Source organism: Pseudomonas sp. A-1, from assembly GCF_004801855.1.
In the GTDB taxonomy this organism is placed as follows: Bacteria; Pseudomonadota; Gammaproteobacteria; order Pseudomonadales; family Pseudomonadaceae; genus Geopseudomonas.
The window spans coordinates 12,270-31,368 of sequence record NZ_SSTC01000005.1 but is presented as its reverse complement, the minus strand read 5'-3'; the positions used below and the strand labels follow the sequence as shown (position 1 = coordinate 31,368).

The 19,099-nt window shown below is 70.6% G+C and carries 9 protein-coding genes and 1 pseudogene; 7 read left to right on the top strand and 3 right to left on the bottom strand.

Annotation, left to right across the window (positions count from 1 at the left end; all coding sequences use genetic code 11):
• Positions 1 to 20: 20 nt before the first annotated feature.
• The 4 genes and pseudogenes from mgtA to ftsH all read left to right on the top strand — a co-directional run.
• Positions 21 to 2,582, top strand: a pseudogene (gene mgtA, locus E5198_RS02180) (magnesium-translocating P-type ATPase); the annotation flags it as partial.
• 111 nt (positions 2,583 to 2,693) lie between these two features.
• Positions 2,694 to 5,114: a Lon protease family protein gene (locus E5198_RS02175; protein ID WP_218569032.1), complete on the top strand. Its 2,421-nt coding sequence runs from the start codon at positions 2,694 to 2,696 to the stop codon at positions 5,112 to 5,114.
• A gap of 59 nt (positions 5,115 to 5,173) precedes the next feature.
• Positions 5,174 to 6,292 carry a CapA family protein gene (locus tag E5198_RS02170; protein WP_136488372.1) on the top strand — a complete coding sequence of 373 codons (1,119 nt, stop codon included), beginning with the start codon at positions 5,174 to 5,176 and terminating at the stop codon, positions 6,290 to 6,292.
• 278 nt (positions 6,293 to 6,570) lie between these two features.
• Entirely contained in the window at positions 6,571 to 8,388 is a 1,818-nt protein-coding gene (ftsH, locus tag E5198_RS02165; RefSeq protein WP_136488371.1) for an ATP-dependent zinc metalloprotease FtsH, read from the top strand.
• Between the two features lie 23 nt (positions 8,389 to 8,411).
• Here the strand turns inward: ftsH and E5198_RS21430 are convergent, their stop codons facing one another.
• Positions 8,412 to 8,579, bottom strand: coding sequence for a hypothetical protein (locus E5198_RS21430; protein ID WP_168772458.1), 168 nt, complete (start codon positions 8,577 to 8,579; stop codon positions 8,412 to 8,414).
• A 140-nt stretch (positions 8,580 to 8,719) separates the two neighbouring features.
• Here E5198_RS21430 and E5198_RS21810 point away from each other — a divergent pair, with 140 nt between their 5' ends.
• From E5198_RS21810 to E5198_RS02150, 3 genes are read left to right on the top strand one after another with little or no spacing between them, the layout of a single operon-like run.
• Positions 8,720 to 10,999 (top strand): ATP-binding protein, encoded by a 2,280-nt coding sequence (locus E5198_RS21810; RefSeq protein WP_218569031.1) that lies wholly within the window; start codon positions 8,720 to 8,722, stop codon positions 10,997 to 10,999.
• Between the two features lie 7 nt (positions 11,000 to 11,006).
• Entirely contained in the window at positions 11,007 to 11,444 is a 438-nt protein-coding gene (locus E5198_RS02155) for a response regulator (protein ID WP_136488370.1), read from the top strand.
• Entirely contained in the window at positions 11,441 to 13,543 is a 2,103-nt protein-coding gene (locus E5198_RS02150) for a bifunctional diguanylate cyclase/phosphodiesterase (RefSeq protein WP_136488369.1), read from the top strand. The genes E5198_RS02155 and E5198_RS02150 overlap by 4 nt, the downstream gene beginning before the upstream one ends.
• A gap of 16 nt (positions 13,544 to 13,559) precedes the next feature.
• Here the strand turns inward: E5198_RS02150 and E5198_RS02145 are convergent, their stop codons facing one another.
• On the bottom strand, positions 13,560 to 17,225 hold the full coding sequence (locus tag E5198_RS02145; protein WP_136488368.1) for a translocation/assembly module TamB domain-containing protein: 3,666 nt from the start codon (positions 17,223 to 17,225) through the stop codon (positions 13,560 to 13,562).
• Complete coding sequence (locus E5198_RS02140) at positions 17,222 to 18,973, bottom strand: autotransporter assembly complex family protein (protein WP_136488430.1); 1,752 nt, start codon at positions 18,971 to 18,973, stop codon at positions 17,222 to 17,224. Before E5198_RS02140 ends, E5198_RS02145 begins: the two co-directional genes overlap by 4 nt.
• Positions 18,974 to 19,099: the final 126 nt, after the last annotated feature.

Here is a 19,099-nt window from a genome sequence, read left to right as displayed (position 1 = left end):
CGCCCGCCGCCGCAGAACCTCCCGAGTACTGGAGCCGACCGGCCGGCGAGCTGCTGCTCGCGCTGGGCAGCTCCGACCAGGGCCTGAGCGCCGCGCTGGCCGCCGAACGGCTGGCCCGGGCGCACACCGGCCTGCCGGGCCGGCCGCCGGGCTTTCTCCGCGAGCTGCTGGAGCAGCTGCGCAGCCCGCTGGTGCTGATCCTGATCTTCGCGGCCCTCATCGCCCTGCTGGTGCAGGACTGGCTGGAGGCCGTGATCATCCTCGCCATCGTGCAGTGCAGCGCCCTGCTCGGCGCCTGGCACGAGCACCGCGCCTCCCATGCCGTCGAGCAACTGCGCCGGCGCATCGCGGTGCAGGCACGGGTATGTCGCGATGGGCGCTTGCAGGATCTCCCGGTCACCGAGGTGGTGCCGGGCGACGTGGTCGAGCTGTCCGCCGGCAGCCTGATCCCCGCCGATGGCGTGCTGCTGGATGCGCGCAACTGCTTCGCCAGCCAGGGCCTGCTGACCGGGGAAACCTTCCCGGTGGAAAAGCAGCCCGGCACGGTCGCCGCCTCCGCGAGCCTGGCCGAGCGCAGCAACTGCCTGTTCATGGGCACCTCGCTGCGCAGCGGCAGCGCGCGCATGCTGGTGGTGCGCAGCAGCGCCGACAGCGAGTTCGGGCGGATTTCGCGCAGCCTGACCCTGCGCCCGCCGGAAACCGAGTTCGAGCGCGGCCTGCGCCACTTCGGCAATCTGTTGCTGCGGGTGATGCTGGTGATCACCGTGCTGGTGCTGGGGGCCAACATCCTGCTGCAACGGCCGACCATCGACACCCTGCTGTTCGCCATCGCCCTGGCGGTGGGCCTGTCGCCGGAGCTGCTGCCGGCGATCCTCAGCATCACCCTGGCCAAGGGCGCCCAGCGCATGGCCCAGGCCGGGGTGATCGTGCGCCACCTCAACGCCATCGAGAACCTCGGCTCGATGGACGTGCTGTGCACCGACAAGACCGGCACCCTGACCCGTGGCGTGGTGCAGCTGGACGGCGCCCTGGATACCACCGGCCAGCCCGACGCCGACGCGCTGCACCTGGCCTGGCTGAATGCCAGCCTGCAGAGCGGCCTGCACAACCCGCTGGACGAGGCGATAGTCGCGGCGGCGGGTGCCGCTCCCGAGCAGGCCGGCGACTATCGGAAGATCGACGAGATACCCTACGACTTCACCCGCAAGCGCCTCAGCGTGCTGGCGCGCGACGGCGCGACCGGGCCGTTGCGGACCATCACCAAGGGTGCGCTGGACAGCGTGCTCGAGGTCTGCGCCTGGGTGCGCAACGGCGCGCGGGAGACGCCGCTCGACGACACCGCGCTGGCCGCCATCCGCGGCCGCTACGCCGACTGGAGCGCCAGGGGCTACCGGGTGCTCGGCCTGGCCTGCCGGACGATGGCGGCCGATGCCCGCAAGGCCGAGGAGCGAAACCTGACCTTCGTCGGCTTCCTGCTGTTCTTCGACCCGCCCGAGCCCGGCGTGCAGCAGACCCTCGCTGCCCTGCATCGCCTCGGCGTGCAGGTGAAGGTCATCACCGGCGACAACCAGTTGGTGGCGCGGCACGTCGCCGAGGCCGTGGGCCTGAGCGTCGAGCGCGTGGTCACCGGCAGCGAGCTGGCGCAGATGAAGGACGAGGCGTTGCTCAACCTCGCGCCGCGGGTGGCGCTGTTCGCCGAGGTCGACCCCAACCAGAAGGAGCGCATCATCCTCGCCCTGCAGAAGACCGGCCACGTGGTCGGCTTTCTCGGCGACGGCATCAACGACGCACCGGCCCTGCACAGCGCCGATGTCGGCATCTCGGTCGACAACGCCGTGGACGTGGCCAAGGAGGCCGCCGACTTCGTCCTGCTCAGGCACGACCTCGATCTGCTGCGCCAGGGCATCGACGAGGGCCGGCGCACCTTCGCCAATACCCTCAAGTACATCTTCATCACCACCAGCGCCAATTTCGGCAACATGATCAGCATGGCCGCGGCCTCGCTGCTCCTGCCCTTCCTGCCGCTGCTGGCCAAGCAGATCCTGCTCAACAACTTCCTCTCCGACATACCCGCACTGGGCATCGCCAGCGACCGGGTCGACCGCGAATGGGAGCGTACGCCGCACCGCTGGGACCTGCGCATGGTGCGCAACTTCATGGTCGGCTTCGGCCTGGTCAGCAGCCTGTTCGACCTGCTCACCTTCGCCGTGCTGCTGTGGTTCGCCGGCGAGGTAGCCGAGCTGTTCCGCACCGGCTGGTTCGTCGAATCGCTGCTTACCGAAATCCTCATCATCTTCGTGGTACGCACCTGGAAGCCCTGCTGGAGCAGCCGCCTCGGCCGGCTGTTGCTGGGCAGCTCGCTGGCAGTGATCGCCGTCACCCTCGCCCTGCCCTACAGCCCGCTGGCGCCCTGGTTCGGGCTGGTGCCGCTGCCGCCAGGCGTGCTGCTGGCGCTGCTCGGCATCTCCCTGCTGTATGCCGGCGCTTCCGAGCTGTTCAAGCGCTACTTCTACCGCTGGCACCGGCATCCGACCGGCCGCGCCCATCGCCAGCGCGGGCAGCCGCCGACGGCTTCCCCCTGATGCTGCGACCGCACAGGCGCCCACAGGTCAGGCCGCCCGTCGAATTGCCACGGGTGATCTTTAATGGAGTGGGGATGCTCACCGGAACACGCGCGGCAAAGGAGGCGTATCTTGCCGAATCTGCATGAACTGACTGCCCAGCAGCTCTACCACGCCTGCGACCCTGACGCCCTGGAGTGCGACAGCAGCGCCGAGCTGCCCGACCTGCAGGCCAGCCTCGGCCAGGAGCGGGCGATGGGTGCCCTGCACTTCGGCGTCGGCATCCACCACGAGGGCTACAACCTGTACGTGATGGGCTCGCCCGGGCTGGGCAAGCACGCCATCGTCCGTCAGTTGCTCGGCCAGCAGGCGGCGCAGATCGAGCCGCCCAGCGACTGGTGCTACATCAACAACTTCCGCACCCCGCACAAGCCGCGCGTGCTGCGCCTGCCGGCCGGCGCCGGCTGCGGCCTGCAGGCGGACATGCGGGCGCTGGTGCGCAGCCTGCTGGCCGCCCTGCCGGCGGCCTTCGACAGCGACGAATACCGCAACGCCATGCAGGGCCTCAAGGACCGCTTCAAGGCCCGCGAGGAAGAGCTGTTCGGCAGCGTCGACAGCCAGGCGCGCGCCGCCGGCATCATCCTGCTGCGCACGCCCGCCGGTTTCACCCTGGCGCCGCTCAAGGAGGGCGAGGTACTCGATGCCGAGGCCTTCGACAAGCTGCCGGACGAGGAGAAGCAGCAGATCGAGGAGCGTACCGAGCGCATCCGCCACGTGCTGCGCCAGGCCCTGCAGCAGGCCGCCGCCGCCAGCCGCACGCACGAGCAGGAGGTCGACCAGCTCAACGAAGCGGTCACCCGCGCCACGGTGGAGCGCCAGTTCATCGACCTGGAGGCGCGCCACGCCCAACTGGCCGGGGTGCCTGCGTTCCTCGACGAGGTCAAGCGCGACATCATCGAGAAGGGCCTGGAGATCTTCGGCTCGGCGCCGGCGGAGAAGCTGCTCGACCGCCAGCGCCTGACCCCGTTCAACCGCTACTTCGTCAACGTGCTGGTGGACAACGGCGGCAGCCAGGGCGCGCCGCTGGTCTACGAGGACTACCCCAGCTACCAGAACCTGATCGGCCGCATCGAGCACCAGGCGCAGATGGGCACCCTGCACACCGACTTCACCCTGATCAAGGGTGGCGCCCTGCACCGCGCCAACGGCGGCTACCTGCTGCTCGACGCGCGCAAGCTGCTGACCCAGCCGTTCGCCTGGGAGGCGCTCAAGCGCGCCCTGCAGGCCCGCGAGCTGCGCATCCAGTCGCTGGAGCAGATCCTCAGCCTGGCCAGCACCATCTCGCTGGAGCCCGACCCGATCCCGCTGGACGTCAAGGTGGTGCTGATCGGCGACCGCCTGCTCTACTACCTCCTGACCCAGTACGATCCGGAGTTTCCCCTGCTGTTCAAGGTCGAGGCCGACTTCGCCGAGGATCTGCCGCGCAGCACGGAGAACACCCGCCTTTACGCCCAGCTGATCGCCACCCTGCAGCGTCGCGAGCAGCTGCGCCCGTTCGACCGCGCCGCGCTGGCGCGGTTGATCGAGCAGGCGGCGCGCGACGCCGCCGACGGCGAGAAGCTGTCGCTGCACCTGCAGGACCTGCTCGACCTGATGCGCGAGGCCGACTACTGGGCCGGCGAGCAGCAGCGCCCGCAGGTGCGCCACGAGGACGTCGAGCGCGCGGTGCGCGAGCGCCTGCACCGCGCCGACCAGATCCGCGAGCGCATGCTCGAGGCGGCGCTGCGCGACCTGCGCCACATCGACACCGACGGCAGCTGCGTGGCGCAGATCAACGGCCTCGCGGTGTTGCAGCTCGGCGCCCATGCCTTCGGCCATCCGGCGCGGATCAGTGCCACGGCGCGCCTGGGCGACGGCAAGCTGATCGACATCGAGCGCGAGGTGGAGCTGGGCGGCGCCCTGCATTCCAAGGGCGTGCTGATCCTCTGTGCCTACCTGGCCAGCCGCTTCGGCGGGCGCATGCCGCTGTCGTTCGCCGCCAGCCTGGTGTTCGAGCAGTCCTACGGCGGCGTGGACGGCGACAGCGCCTCGGCCGCCGAGCTGTGCGTGCTGCAGTCGGCGCTGGCCGGCCTGCCGCTGCGCCAGGACCTGGCGATCACCGGCTCGGTGGACCAGCACGGGCGCATGCAGGTGATCGGCGGGGTCAACGAGAAGATCGAGGGCTTCTTCGACCTGTGCGCCGCCCGCGGCCTCTCCGGCAGCCAGGGAGTGATCATCCCCCGGGGCAACATCAAACACCTGATGCTGCGCCGCGAGGTGGTCGAGGCGGTGGCCGCCGGACGCTTCCACGTGCATGCGGTGGAGCATGCCGAGCAGGCCATGGCGCTGCTCACCGGCCTGCCGGCCGGCGTGGCCGACGCCGCGGGGCAGTATCCGCCCGGCACGGTCAACGGCGCGGTACAGGCCAGCCTGCGTGAGCTGAGCGAGCTGCGCCAGAGTTTCGCCCACCCCGAACGGGACGGTCCTGCCGGCAATGGGCAGGCCGAAAAATGAAAGGAAAGGAGCGCATTCACCGGTAGTGCGGCGGACTCACCGCCGCAAGGTAGGTTCCCATGGCCAGCGCGGACACCTCGCTCAGCCTGTTCCTTCTCGGCGACGTCATGCCGGCTCGCGGCATCGACCAGATTCTCCCCCACCCCGGCGACCCGCGCCTCTACGAGGACTACGTGCATGACGCCCGCGACTACGTGGCGCTGGCCGAACGGCACTGCGGCCCCATCGAACGCCCGGTGGACTTCGCCTACGTGTGGGGCGATGCACTGGCCGAGCTGCAGCGTCGCCAGCCCCAGGTCCGCCTGGTCAACCTGGAAACCGCGGTCACCCGCCACGGCCGCCCCGAACCCAAGGGCATCAACTACCGCATGACCCCGGAGAACTTCCCCTTCCTGCGTGCCGCCGGGATCAACTGCTGCATCCTGGCCAACAACCACGTGCTGGACTGGGGCGAAACCGGGCTGCGCGACACCCTCGAAACCCTCACCGCCCACGACATGCCGCACACCGGTGCCGGCCTCGATCGCAACTCGGCCGAGACTCCGGCCGTGCTGGCATTGCCCGGCGGACGACGGCTGCTGGTGTTCGCCTTCGGCCTGCCGGACAGCGGCATCCCCCCCTGGTGGGCGGCCGGTCCGCACCAGTCCGGCGTGGCGCGCCTGGACGACCTGTCGCCGCGCAGCCTGGCCCGCGTGGCCGGTCTGATCCGCGCGGCCCGGCAGGACGGCGACCGCGTGCTGGTCTCCCTGCACTGGGGCGACAACTGGAACTTCGCCATCTCCACCGAGCAGCGTGCCTTCGCCCACGGTCTGATCGAGCAGGCCGGCGCGGACCTGATCCACGGCCATTCCTCGCACCACATCAAGGGCATCGAGGTGCACCGCGGCCGGCTGATCCTCTACGGCTGCGGCGACCGCCTCAACGATTACGAGGGCATCGAAGGGCATGCCACCTTCCGCGGCGAGCTGGGTCTGCTGTACTTCGCCCGCCTGCACGACGACGGCCGCCTGCAGGCGCTGGAGATGGTACCGACGCGCCTGCAGCATCTGCGCATCGAGCGCGCCGAGGGCGTCGACCGCCGCTGGCTGTACGACACCCTCGGACGCGAGTGCGCCCAGCTCGGTTGCCACGTGCACGTCCAGGAGGATGGCGCCTTCGCCCTCGGTTGGTCGCCGTGAGCATGCGCAGGGCATCAGCCTGACTCACCGGCAGCTCAGGCGCCGGACACCCCTTCTGTGTCCGGCGCCCGCCACGCTACCCCCTACTCCGCTGATTACTGTGTTTTTTGCACGTAGTGATGGATAGATTTACTCCTCCACATTTCATTATGTTAAACATCGAATATGAAATCACCCTCCCGAGACCCTGTGCCGTGCCCTGGCTTGCTGCCGCGCAAGCCTTCGGCGCGGCACAGGGTCTATCCTGCACAGGCGATATGCGTCGAGCGGGGTGCGGCATGGACAAGAAGTTTCAATGGAACGCCTGGTACTTCCTGCTGGCCTTCAGCATGCTGCTGATGTTCCAGGGCTGGTGGGCCGAGCGGCAGGCGGTGGAGCCGATCGCCTACAGCGAGTTCCTCAAGCTGCTCAAGGAAGGCAAGCTGAGCGAACTCAGCATCAACAACCAGCAGATCAGCGGCAAACTGCTGGAGCCGATCAACAATCGCAGCAGCTTCGTGACCAACCGCGTCGATCCGGCGCTGGCCGAGGAGCTGGCGGCGGCCGGGGCCAAGTTCAGCGCGGTCCGGGAAAACACCGCCCTCTCCAACCTGCTGTCCTGGCTGCTGCCGCTGGTGCTGATCTTCGCCTTCTGGAGCTTCCTGTTCCGTCGCCTGACCGACAAGCAGGGGCTCGGCGGGCTGGTCAGCGTCGGCAAGTCCAAGGCCAAGGTGTACGTCGAACGCGACACCGGGGTGACCTTCGACGACGTCGCCGGCATCGACGAGGCCAAGGCCGAGCTGGAGGAGATCGTCTCCTTCCTCAAGGACCAGCCCAGATACAGCCGCCTCGGCGCACGTATTCCCAAGGGCATCCTGCTGGTCGGCCCGCCCGGCACCGGCAAGACCCTGGTGGCCAAGGCAGTGGCCGGCGAGGCCGGCGTGCCCTTCTTCTCCATCTCCGGCTCCGAGTTCGTCGAGATGTTCGTCGGCGTCGGCGCCGCGCGGGTGCGTGACCTGTTCGAGCAGGCGCGCAAGGCGGCGCCCTGCATCATCTTCATCGACGAACTGGACGCCCTCGGCAAGGCACGCGGCGTCGGCGCCTTCGGCGGTAACGACGAGAAGGAACAGACCCTCAACCAGCTGCTCGCCGAGCTGGACGGCTTCGACCCGCGCGAGGGCGTGGTGCTGCTGGCCGCCACCAACCGCCCGGAGATCCTCGACCCGGCACTGCTGCGCGCCGGCCGCTTCGACCGCCAGATCGTGGTCGACCGCCCGGACCGCAAGGGACGGATGGCCATCCTCAGGGTGCACGTCAAGCGCATCCAGGTCGCCGCCGACGTCGACCTCGACCAGGTCGCCGGCATCACCCCTGGCTTCACCGGCGCTGACCTGGCCAACCTGATCAACGAGGCGGCCATCCTCGCCACCCGCCGCAATGCCGAGAAGGTCGGCATGGACGACTTCACCCGCGCGGTCGAGCGCATCGTCGCCGGCGCCGAGCGCCGCGGCCGCCTGCTGCAGCCCCACGAGCGCGAGGTGGTGGCCTACCACGAGATGGGCCACGCCCTGGTCGCCAGCGCCCTCCCCGGCATGGACCCGGTACACAAGGTGTCGATCATCCCGCGCTCGATCGGCGCACTCGGCTATACCCTGCAGCGGCCCACCGACGACCGTTTCCTGATCACCTGCAACGAACTGAAGGACCGCATGGTGGTGCTGCTCGCCGGCCGCGCCGCCGAGCAGTTGCTGTTCGGCGAGATCTCCACCGGCGCCGCCGACGACCTGGCCAAGGTCACCGATATCGCCCGGCAGATCGTCACCCGCTTCGGCATGAGCCCGGACCTCGGCCAGGCCGTGCTGGAGCGCCAGAGCAACAGCTTCCTCGGCGACAGCGTGATCGCCATGCGCGAGAAGGACTACTCCGAGCAGACCGCGCGGGAGGTCGATCTCGCGGTCCGCCAGCTGATCGACAAGGCCTACCGCCGCGCCGGCGAGATTCTCCAGCAAAGGCGCAGCGAACTGGACGCAGGCGCCCGCCTGCTGCTCGAACGCGAGACCATCACCCCCGAGGACTTCCCGCCGCTGCGGCCGGCCGCGGCGGGCGATGCCGGCTGACGCAGCCCGGCAGGCAGCACGCCTCAGCGCAAGAGGCTCAGCAGCAGGCCATAGACGAGCGGGGCCAGCAGGACGATCAGCGCGGGAACATGCCAGCCCCGCGCGGCAGGGCGACTGGTGCCGCAGTGGAGGCATATGGACGCGAGCAGTCGCGTCGAATGGCGGCAATGCTTGCAACGGAAATCGATCATGTCGTGGTTCTCCCTGAAGAATCGTTCCTGCCCGGGTCGCCCGGGGCTACCGCGGCCCTGTGGAGCATCCGGGTTGCCAGCCTGAGGTGAAGCCGACATGATCGGCGCCACGAGAGCGACGCAAGGCTCCTTTTCCGCCGATGGATAATCGCCACATACTGTTACAAGCCTGCCTGCATACCCTCGCCTTCGCCCTGCTGGCCGGCGGCGGCCTCGGCCTGCTGGACACCCTGCTGCGCCCCGCCCCCGCACTGCACCCCCTGATGCTGCCGGGTAGCAGCATGGCACATCTCGGCCTGGGCCTGCTGGCCGCCAGCCTGGCCAGCCTGGTCAGCCTGTGGCTATGGCACGGCCAGCCGGCATCGCGCGATGGCCGCCTGGATCGCCGTACCCTGCTGGCCGGGCTGGGCGCCGTGTTGCTGTCGATCGGCAGCTGGTACCTGCTCGGCCTGCAGAACGCCCGCAGCCTGACCGACCAGAGCGACCTGCTGCTGTCGCGTCTGGACAACGCCAGTCACGAGGCCATCGCCAGCCGCCTGGCGCTGCTGCAGCGCATGGGCGAGCGCTGGGAAGCCCTGGGCCAGCTGCCGGCCCCGACGTTCTGGCTGCAGGAAACCGACAGCTACCTGCGCGACCTGCCCGGCTTCACGCTGATCGCCCTCCTCGACGAGCGCCTGCAGGTCAGCCGCAGCCAGACGCGCATGCCCTCGGCCGGCGCCTGGCTCGACAGCTTCATCGCCGACCCCGCCCGGCAGGCCTGGCTTGAACAGGTGCGCGGCGGCCGCGAGCCACGACTGAGCCCTGCCCTGCTGCGCCCCGGCACGCCGCCGATGGCGCTGGTGGCCGTACCGCTGCACCTGCCCGGCGAGCCGGTACGGCTGGTGGTGGCCAGCCTCGACCTGCACCACGCGCTGGCCGAGCTGCTCGCGGGCGGCACCGGCGACTTCGTCGTCGAGGTCCGCGAGGGCGAACAGCTGCTGCTCGGCGGCACCGCAGGCGACACGCCGCGGGCCACCCCGGTCGGCACCCGCGAAATCGACCTCGCCCGGGCACCGCGCTGGACCCTGACCACCTACCTGAACGACGCACGCGATACGGCCGACAGCCAGCGCCTGGCGCTGCTGGTGCTGCTCGGCGGCCTGCTGCTCAGCGGCCTGCTGATGTTCAGCCTGCGCCTGGCCTGGCTGGCCCAGCGGCAGGCCGGACGCCTCGCCGAGCAGCAGCGCTACACCGAGGGGCAGCGGCACATCCTCGGCATGATCTCCACCCTGCAGCCAGCGGAGCTGATCCTGCGCGAGATCTGCCTGCTGATCGAGCAGCAGGCGCCGGGAGTGCTCAGCTCGGTGTACCAGGTCGACCCCAGCGGCCAGCGCCTGACCCTGGGCGCCGCCCCCAGTCTCGGCGAACGCTACAGCCAGGCCATCGCCAGCCTGCCCATCGGCGAGGACATCGGCGCCTGCGGCACCGCTGCCTACCGCCGCCAGCCCGTGCTGGTCGAGGACATTCCCCACGACAGGCGCTGGAAAGGCTTCCACCAGTTGGCCGCGGCCGAGGGCCTGTACAGTTGCTGGTCGACGCCGCTGCTGGCCGGCAACGGCGAGCTGCTCGGCACCTTCGCCATCTACCGGCGCCAGCCGATGCATGTGGACGCCGAGCTGCAGGCACTGGTGGCGACCGCCAGCCAACTGGCCGCGGTGGCCATCGAGCACCGCAACACCCTGGCCGAGCTGGAGCGCAGCAACCGCGAGCTGGAGGAATTCGCCTTCGTCGCCTCCCACGACCTGCAGGAGCCGCTGCGCAAGATCCAGACCTTCGCGGACCGCCTGACCAGCCACGCCAGCGGCCTCGACGAGCAGGGCCGCGACTACCTGCAGCGCATGGGCGCCGCCGCCGGCCGCATGCAGGCGCTGATCCGCGACCTGCTGGCCTACTCGCGGCTCAACACCCGGCGCCAGCCTTTCGTACCGGTAGCGCTCGACCCGCTGCTCGACGAAGTGCTGCAGGACCTGGAGGGAACGCTGGAGTGCAGCGGTGCGCAGCTGCAACGCGAACCGCTGCCCATGGTGCACGGCGACCCCTCGCAGCTGCGCCAGCTGTTGCAGAACCTGCTGAGCAACGCGCTCAAGTTCCACAAGCCCGGGGAAGCGCCAGTTATCCGCATCTATGCTGAACGACAGGGCAGCGGAGAATGGAGCCTGTGTATCAGCGACCGGGGCATCGGCTTCGACGAAAAGTACCTGGAGCGCATCTTCCAGCCGTTCCAGCGCCTGCACGGCCGCCAGGCCTACCCCGGCACCGGGATCGGCCTGGCCATCGCCAGGAAGATCGCCGAGCGCCACGGCGCCCGCCTCACCGCCCGCAGCCAGCCGGGCCAGGGGGCCTGTTTCTGCGTCACCTTCCACCGGTCCGACAAGGAGTGAAGCGACCATGTCGAATGCCCTGCCCGTGCTGATCGCCGACGACGATGCCGACGATCGCCTGCTGCTTCGCGAGGCCTTCCGCGACAGCCTGCTGCCCAACCCGCTGCACTTCGCCGAGGACGGCGAGCAGTTGCTCGACAGCCTGCAGCGCTCCAGCGATGCCAGGCAGCCGCTGCCCGCGCTGATTCTTCTCGACCTGAACATGCCACGCCTCGACGGCCACGAGGCCCTGCTCGCCCTCAAGGGGGATGCCCGGCTGTGCCGGATTCCGGTGGTGATCCTCAGCACCGCCGCCGAGGAGGAGGCGCAGCGCTGCCTGGAGGCCGGCGCCGACGCCGTCATCGGCAAGCCCAGCAGCTACAGCGGTCTGCTCGACGTGGTGCGCCGGCTCGGCGACTATTGGCTGGCCACCGACGCACTGCCCCCGGAGCCGCAACCTTCATGAGCCCAACCGAGCGCCCCCTGCACCTGCTGCTGATCGAAGACGACGAGGACGATTTCCTCATCATCCGCGACCTGCTGCGCCAGGCCGGCAAGCTGAACTACGTCCTCGACTGGGTGGACAGCTTCGAGCGCGGCCTCAGCGCCCTCGACGAGGGCGCATACGATCTCTACCTGATCGACTACCGGCTGGGCGCCGACTCCGGGCTGGAACTGGTGCGCCACGCCAGCGCCCGGGGCATGCACCAGCCGCTGATCCTGCTCACCGGCCAGGACGACAGCGAGCTGGATGCCCGCGCCCTGGAACTGGGTGCGGCGGACTACCTGGTCAAGGGCCAGTTCGACGGCCGCCTGCTCGGACGCAGCATCCGCTACGCCCTGGAGCGCGCCAGCGCCAGCGAGCGCCTGGGCCGCAGCAACAGCCGCGCGGCACTGCTGCAGCGCTGCCTGGAAGCCAGCTACAACGGCGTGGTGATCGTCGATGCCCTCGCCCCGGACCAGCCGATCATCTACGTCAACCCGGCCTTCGAGCGCATCACCGGCTACCGCGCCCACGAGGTGCTGGGGCGCAACTGCCGGCTCCTGCAGGGCAGCGAAACCCGCCAGCCGGGCGTCAACGAGATCCGCCGCTGCATGACCGAGCAGCGCGAGGTGCACGTGGTGCTGCGCAATTTCCGCAAGGACGGCAGCGCCTTCTGGAACGACCTGTACATCGCCCCGGTGCCGGACGAGCACGGCCTGGTGACCCACTTCATCGGCGTGCAGAACGACATTTCCGAGCGCAAGCGCTTCGAGTCGGAGCTGGCCTACAACGCCAGCCACGACGTGCTCACCGGCCTGCCCAACCGCTCGCTGCTGGAGGACCGTCTGCTGCAGGGTTGCCAGATCGCCCGGCGCTACACCCGCGAGCTGGCGGTGATGCTGATCGACCTCGACGGCTTCAAGCCGATCAACGACACCCTCGGCCACGCCATCGGCGACCGCATCCTGGTCGAGGTGGCCCAGCGCATGGCCGCGCAGATCCGCCCCGGCGACACCCTCGCCCGGCTCGGCGGCGACGAGTTCGTGGTGGTGCTGCCCGACCTGGCCCACGGCGAGGATGCCCTGCTGGTCGCCGAGCGGCTGATCCACAGCATCGCCCGCCCCTACCAGTTCAACGAACTGGAGCTGCACGTCACCGCCAGCATCGGCATCACCGTCAGCAACGGCGAGATCGAGCAGCCGGTGAAGCTGATCCAGGAAGCCGACCTGGCCATGTACCAGGCCAAGCAGCACGGCCGCAACAACTACCAGTGGTACACCGAGCACCTCAACCAGGAAGTCAGCGAGCGCATGACCCTGCGCAACGAGCTGCAGAAGGCCATCGAGGGGCTGAACTTCGAGCTGCACTACCAGCCGCAGATCGACGCGCGCACGGGCGCGCTGCTCGGCTGCGAGGCCCTGCTGCGCTGGCCGCACGCCGAGCGCGGGTCGATCTCGCCGCTGCGCTTCATCCCGGTGGCCGAGGATACCGGGCAGATCGTCCCGATCAGCCAGTGGGTGCTGGTCACCGCCTGCAGCCACCAGCGCCGCCTGCTCGACCAGGGCCTGGCCGCCGGCGTGGTGTCGGTGAACATCTCGGCGGTGCATTTCCTGCGCCAGGACTTCGTCGGCACCGTGCAGCGCTCGCTGGAGTACAGCGGCTTGCCGGCGCACCTGCTGGAGCTGGAGATCACCGAAACCGTGCTGCTCAAGGACGCCGAGCGGGCCATCCAGCTGCTCCGCGAACTCAAGGCCCTCGGCGTCGGCATCGCCCTTGACGACTTCGGTACCGGCTACTCCAGCCTGAGCTACCTCAAGGACCTGCCGATCGACAAGGTGAAGATCGACCGCTCCTTCGTCCACGAGCTGATCAGCGACCAGCGCGATGCCGCCATCACCCAGGGCATCATCTCCATGGCCCACCACCTGGACCTCAAGGTGGTGGCCGAGGGCGTGGAAACCACCGAACAGGCCGATTTCCTCCGCCGCAACCTGTGCGACGCCTTCCAGGGCTACCTGTACGCCCGGCCGATGCCCTACTCCCAGCTGGAAGCCTACCTGCGCGGCCTGAAGAGCGCCTGAGACGGCCGGGCCGGCGCTAGTAGTCGCGCTTGTAGAACAGGTCCAGCGAACTGGCCAGACCGCTGGCCGCCTCCAGGTAGAGCTTCTTGCTCAGCTGGTAGCGCAGGGCGAAGACGTTGACCGGTTCGAACACGCCGACGCCATAGCGCAGACTGAGCTTCTCGGAGAGGTAGCCGCTAGCGACCATGCTGCTGTCGGTACCGGAACCCTCGCTTTCCAGCAGGAAGTCGCTGATGCCCAGGCGCTCGGCGATGGCCCCGGCCACCGGGGCACCGCCGGCCAGGCCGAGGGCCAGGGCGGCCTGGTTGACCATGTTCTGGTCGCCACCGCTGCCCGGTGCACGACCGAGCACCAGGTAGGACAGCGCCTGCTCCTGGCTCATCGCCGGCTCGGAGAACACCTCGCTGAGCGGCTCGTCGGCGCGACCGCTGATGCGCAGACCGGCGGTGACGTCGCCCACCTCGCGGATCGCCTCGATGTCCAGCAGCGGTTGGTCGATGGGCCCGGCGAAGATCAGCCGCGCGCGGCGCAGGGTCAGGCGCTGGCCGTAGGCGCGATAGCGGCCGTTCTCCAGGCGCAGGGTGCCGCGGCTGTCGAGGTTGTCGCGCAGGCGCAGGTTGCCCCTGAGGTCGGCGGTCAGGCCGAAGCCGGAAAAGCGCAGGCGGTCCTCGCCGATGGCCAGGCGCAGGTCCATCTGCAGATCCGGTGCGCTGGACGGCGCCGGCTGCTCGCCGACGACCCGCGCATCCTCGGACACCTTGACCGCCTGCGCCGGCAGTTCGCGCACGGTGATCCGCCCGCGCGGCACCGCCACCCGACCGCCGAGACTGAGGCGGTTGTCGCGCAGGCCGAGCTGCAGGTCGGGCTCGACCTCGAGGCTGGCGTAGGGCTCGACCACCGCCGGCAGGCGGCTGCCGCGGATCTGCAGGTCCATCTGCGGCGCGCCGGCCCAGCCCAGGTTGCCGGCGATGCTGCCCTGCCCCTGCTCGCCGCTGCGCCAGCTGCCGTCGAGCCGGGCCTGCTGGCCGTCGATCTGCAGGGCCAGCTGCAGCTGCTCGAAGGTCAGCGGCAGCTCGCCGCCACTGAGGTGGCCGTCGCGCAGCTGCACGCGGCCGTCGACCACCGGCGCCAGCAGGCTGCCGGACAGCCGCCCGCCGCCGTCGATGCGCCCCTCGATGCGCTCGACCTGGCGGGCGAAGGGCCGCGCCAGGGCGAGGTCGAGACCTTCGAGGCGGAAGCTGCCGGACAACGGCTTGTCCTGCGGTCGCGGGTCGATGCGCGCCTCCAGCTCCAGCGCACCAAGGGTCGGGCCGGACAGGAGCAGCCGGCTGTCGATCCGCTGCGGGCGCAGCCGGCTGGTGAGCAGCAGCTGCCGGTAGGGAATCTCCAGCCACTGGCCGCGCTCGCGGATGCGCAGCTGGCCGCTGCCGGCATCCAGGCGCAGCTCGCCGTCGGGGCCGCCGGCCGGCAGGTCGAGGCGCAGATCGCCGTTGACCCGGCCGACCAGCGCGGTGCCGCGTGGCAGGCTGCGACGCAGGCGCGCCAGGTCGAAGTCGCGCAGGCGCAGGCGCAGCTGCGGCTCGGGCAGCAGACGCTGGCTGTCGGCGCACAGGCTCGCCTCCTGCGACTGCCAGCAATGGGCGCCCAGGGTGATGCGCCCGGCGGCGCTGCGCTCCAGGCTGGCCGGACGCTGCAGCTGCCAGTCGAAACCGGCGGCGGCGAGGCTGCCGCGGCTCAGGCTGCCGCGCCAGTCCTGTCTGCGGTCGAGGCCGCCGTTAAGCGCCAGCGCCAGGCGCAGCGGCTCGCCGTCGAGGTTCAGCTCGACACTGTGCTGCTGCAGGCTGCCGCTGCCCTTGAGCGCTAGCTGGCCGAAATCCGTGTCGCCGCTGCGCAGGCCACGGGCATCCAGTTGCACCGTGGCGTGCTGGCGGGCGTCAAGGCGAGCGTCGAGGGTCAGGCCGGCCATACGGTGGTCCTGATAACCGAGGCCGCTGCCCTGCAGCGCCAGGCTGCCCTGCGGCGCGGCCGGGGTACCGGCGAGCCGGAGTTCGCCGCCAGCCTGGCCGCGCAACCCGGGCCACAGCTGGTCGAGGCGCGCCAGCGCCAGCTTGAACTGGCCCTCCAGCTTCTCGCCCCAGACGCCGCGGCCGTCGATGCGGTTGTCGCCCAGGCGCAGGGCCAGCTCGGGTAGTTGCCAGCGCTTATCCTCGCCCTGCAGCTGGCCCTTGAGCGCCAGTGGCTGCTGGCGCAGCTGGCCGTCCAGCGCCCAGTCGGCTTCGAGCTGCAGGTGGCCGTCGCGCAGCTCGCCGCGGCTGGCCAACTGGCCGCCGATGCGCCCGGGCAGCTCCCTGAGCCAGTAGGCCGGATCGAGCTCGGCCAGCTGCAGGCGCGTCTGCCAGCCGAAGGCTTCAGCGAAGGTCAGCGCCAGCTCGCCCTGCGCCCGGCCCTTGCCGGCCTCCAGGCGCAGCTGCGGGAGCTGCAGCTGGCCGCCGTCGCCCTGCAGCGGGCTGGACAGGCGCAGCGGCCCGGCCGGGCTGAGCAGGCGGACGTCGAAGTCGCCCCGGTAGCGGCTGTCTGCGTAGCTGAATGCCGCCTGCAGCTGCTGGAGCTCGAGCTCGACGCCGGGCTGCGGATACAGCTGCTGCCAGGCGAAGGCGCCACCCGCGAGGGTCAGCTCGGCGGCGAAGGCTTCGCGCCAGTCGAGGCGGCCGGCGAGCTGCAGGGTTTCCCCGGCACTGTCCTGCAGCTGCAGTTGCTCCACTTGCGCGCCGCCGCCATCCACGCTGCCACGCAGCACCACGCTCAGCGGCTGCTCGGCGCCGGCCAGGGTGGCGCTGCCGCTCACCCCATAGCCTTCGGTGAGGGTGCCACTGCCGGTCAGGCCGAGCGTGGTGAAGCGCAGGCTCGGCGGCAGGCTGGCCAGCGCCTGGAAGTCCGTCGCGCTCAGCCGCAGCTCCAGCGGCAATCCTTCCGCCAGCGGCTGCAGCCAGCCGGTGAGCTCGCCGTCCAGGTAGCCCTGGCTGCGCGCCGTCAGCTCGAGGCGCTGCAGCAGGCGGCCGTCCAGCTGCAGGTCGAGCTGCCAGGGCCGCTCGTCCACTGGCGGCAGCTGCAGGCTGGCGCGCGCGCGCAGCGGCCAGTCGCCCTGCGGCTGCAGGCTCAGCTCGCTGAGGGTCAGGCGCAGGGCGGGGCGCTGCAGGTCGACGGCGGACAACTGCAGGCCGCCGGCGTCCAGGCGGGCGGCCAGCGCCAGGTCGTGCAGCTGCTGCACGCCATTGACCTCCAGGCTGCCCAGCTGCAGGCGCTGGATGGCCACGCCCAGCGGCAGGCGGATCTCCGGCAGACTGAGCGGCTCGGCGCTGGCCTCCTCGGTCGGCGGCAGCTCCAGCTGCAGGCGCGTGGCGCTCAGCTCGTCGAGGCACAGCAGGCGCTGGCGCAGGCAGGCCAGGCGGTTGACCACCCGCAGCTGCTCGACCGCCACGCGCGTTTCGCCCGACTGCCAGCGCAGTGCGCCCGCGCTCCAGTCGCCGAGCAGCCGGCCCCGGAAGTCCTCCAGCGCCAGCCCCGGCACCCGGCCGAGCAGCCAGCGGCTGCCGGACTCGCTGGCCGGCAGGGCGAGCAGGCCGGCCAGAAGCGCCAGCAGGAGCAAGCCGGCAGCGCCGAGTCGGCGCAGCAATCTCCTCACAGTTCCGGCCCCATGGAGAAGTGGATGCGAAAGCCCGAGCCCTCGTCGTGATCGAGGGCGTGGGCCAGGTCGAGGCGGATCGGGCCGACCGGCGACACCCAGCGCACGCCGATGCCGACGCCGGTCTTCAGCGGGTCGCTGAAGCCGTCGATGGCGTTGCCGTGGTCGACGAAGGTGGCCAGGCGCCAGCGGTCGCGCAGCGGGTACTGGTACTCCAGGCTGCCGACCACCAGGTAGCGGCCGCCGACGCGCTCGCCCTCGCTGTCGCGCGGCGACAGGGTCTGGTAGTCGTAGCCGCGCACGCTCTGGTCGCCGCCGGCGAAGAAGCGCAGCGACGGCGGGATGGCCGCGAAGTCGTTGGTGGCGATGCCGCCCAGCTGCATCCGGCCGAGCAGGCGATGGCCGCCGGCGAAGGTGGTCAGGCCCTTGGCCTGCATGACCAGATGCAGCAGGTCGGTATCCGACAGCAGGCTGCGGCTGGCTCCGGTCAGGTCGGCCTGCAGGCGCCAGCCGCGGCTGGGATCGACCTTGTGGTCGCTGACCGTGCGGCTGAAGCCGATGCCCGGCAGCAGCAGGGAGCTGCGTCCTTCATCCTCGCCGGTGGTGTAGCGCTCCTGCTCCCAGCGCAGCGAGACGATGCGCTGCCACTCGCGCTCCGGCAGGTGCTGCCACTGGGCGCCCAGGGTCAGACGCTCGCTCCGGGTGTCCACCAGATCCTCCTTCTGGTAGCCGGCGGTGAAGCGCAGGCTCTCGGTCAGCGGCGGATCGAGAGGGATCTCGTACCAGGTGCCGAGGCTCTGCCGCGGCGCGGAGAACTCGAAGTCGCTGCCCAGCCGGTGGCCCGCCGCGCCGCGCCAGTGACGGGTCCAGGTGCCACGCAGGCGCGGTCCGACGTCGGTGGAGTAGCCGGCACCGGCGGCCAGGGTGCGCGGCTTGCGCGCCTGCAGGCGCACCTGCACCGGAATGGTGTGGTCCGCGGCGCTCTCGGGCGTGGCGTCCACCCGCACGTCCTCGAAGTAGTTGCTCGACACCAGCGCGCGATTCAGCTCGCCGATCAGGTCGGAGTCGTAGGCCGTGCCGGGCTGGAACGGCACCATGCGCGCCAGCAGATCGTCGTCGAATGGCGTATCGCCCTCGAACTGCACGCTGCCGAGGTGATAGCGCGGGCCGCTCTGGTAGACCAGGCGAATGTCGGCCACCCCGGCGTCGGGGTCGACCAGCAGGCTCTGTTCGACGAAGCGACCGTCGAAGAAGCCGAAGCGCAGCGCGCGGTTGCGGATCAGCCGCTTGGCGTCCTCGTAGGCGCCGTGGTCGAGCACCGCCCCCGGCGCCAGCCGGTCGCTGCGCGGCAGGCGAAAGCGCGGGAACTGCGCCGCCTCGCCCTCCACGCGGATCTCGACCGTGCGCAGGCGCACCGGCTCGCCCTGCTCGATGTGCAGGCGCAGCACCGGCTCGTCGCCACCCTCGATCACCTCGCTGCGGATCTTCGCCCGGTAGCGACCGAGGGCCTGCAGCGCCCGCAGCGCCTCGCGCTCGGCGTGACGGGAGAAGCGCTGCAGGCTGGCGGCGTCGCGCTTGCCGAGATCGCCGATGTGCGCCTCGACGTTTTCGCGCAGCGCCTTGCTGCGGGGCGAGATCAGGACCTCCAGCTCGGCCGCCGCGGCCAGCGGAGTGCCGAACATCAGCATGCCGGCCAGCGGTATGCCGCCCAGCGCGGTGGCGCCCAACGGGGTGCCGCGCAACGGCATGCCGCCCAGCGGGGTGCCGCGCAACGGCATGCCGCCCAGCGGGGTGCCGCGCAACCGAATGCCGGCCAACGGGGCGAGCAGCGCCGCGACGGATGACGGGAAGATGCTTTTCATGCCGCCGATCCT

Excerpts from the sequence above, each read along its gene's own strand:
- E5198_RS02170 (WP_136488372.1), top strand. The coding sequence starts at position 5,174 with ATGGCCAGCGCGGACACCTCGCTCAGCCTGTTCCTTCTCGGCGACGTC.
- ftsH (WP_136488371.1), top strand. The coding sequence starts at position 6,571 with ATGGACAAGAAGTTTCAATGGAACGCCTGGTACTTCCTGCTGGCCTTC.
- E5198_RS21430 (WP_168772458.1), bottom strand. The coding sequence starts at position 8,579 with ATGATCGATTTCCGTTGCAAGCATTGCCGCCATTCGACGCGACTGCTC.
- E5198_RS21810 (WP_218569031.1), top strand. The coding sequence starts at position 8,720 with ATGGATAATCGCCACATACTGTTACAAGCCTGCCTGCATACCCTCGCC.
- E5198_RS02155 (WP_136488370.1), top strand. The coding sequence starts at position 11,007 with ATGTCGAATGCCCTGCCCGTGCTGATCGCCGACGACGATGCCGACGAT.
- E5198_RS02150 (WP_136488369.1), top strand. The coding sequence starts at position 11,441 with ATGAGCCCAACCGAGCGCCCCCTGCACCTGCTGCTGATCGAAGACGAC.
- E5198_RS02140 (WP_136488430.1), bottom strand. The coding sequence starts at position 18,973 with ATGCCGTTGCGCGGCACCCCGTTGGGCGCCACCGCGCTGGGCGGCATA.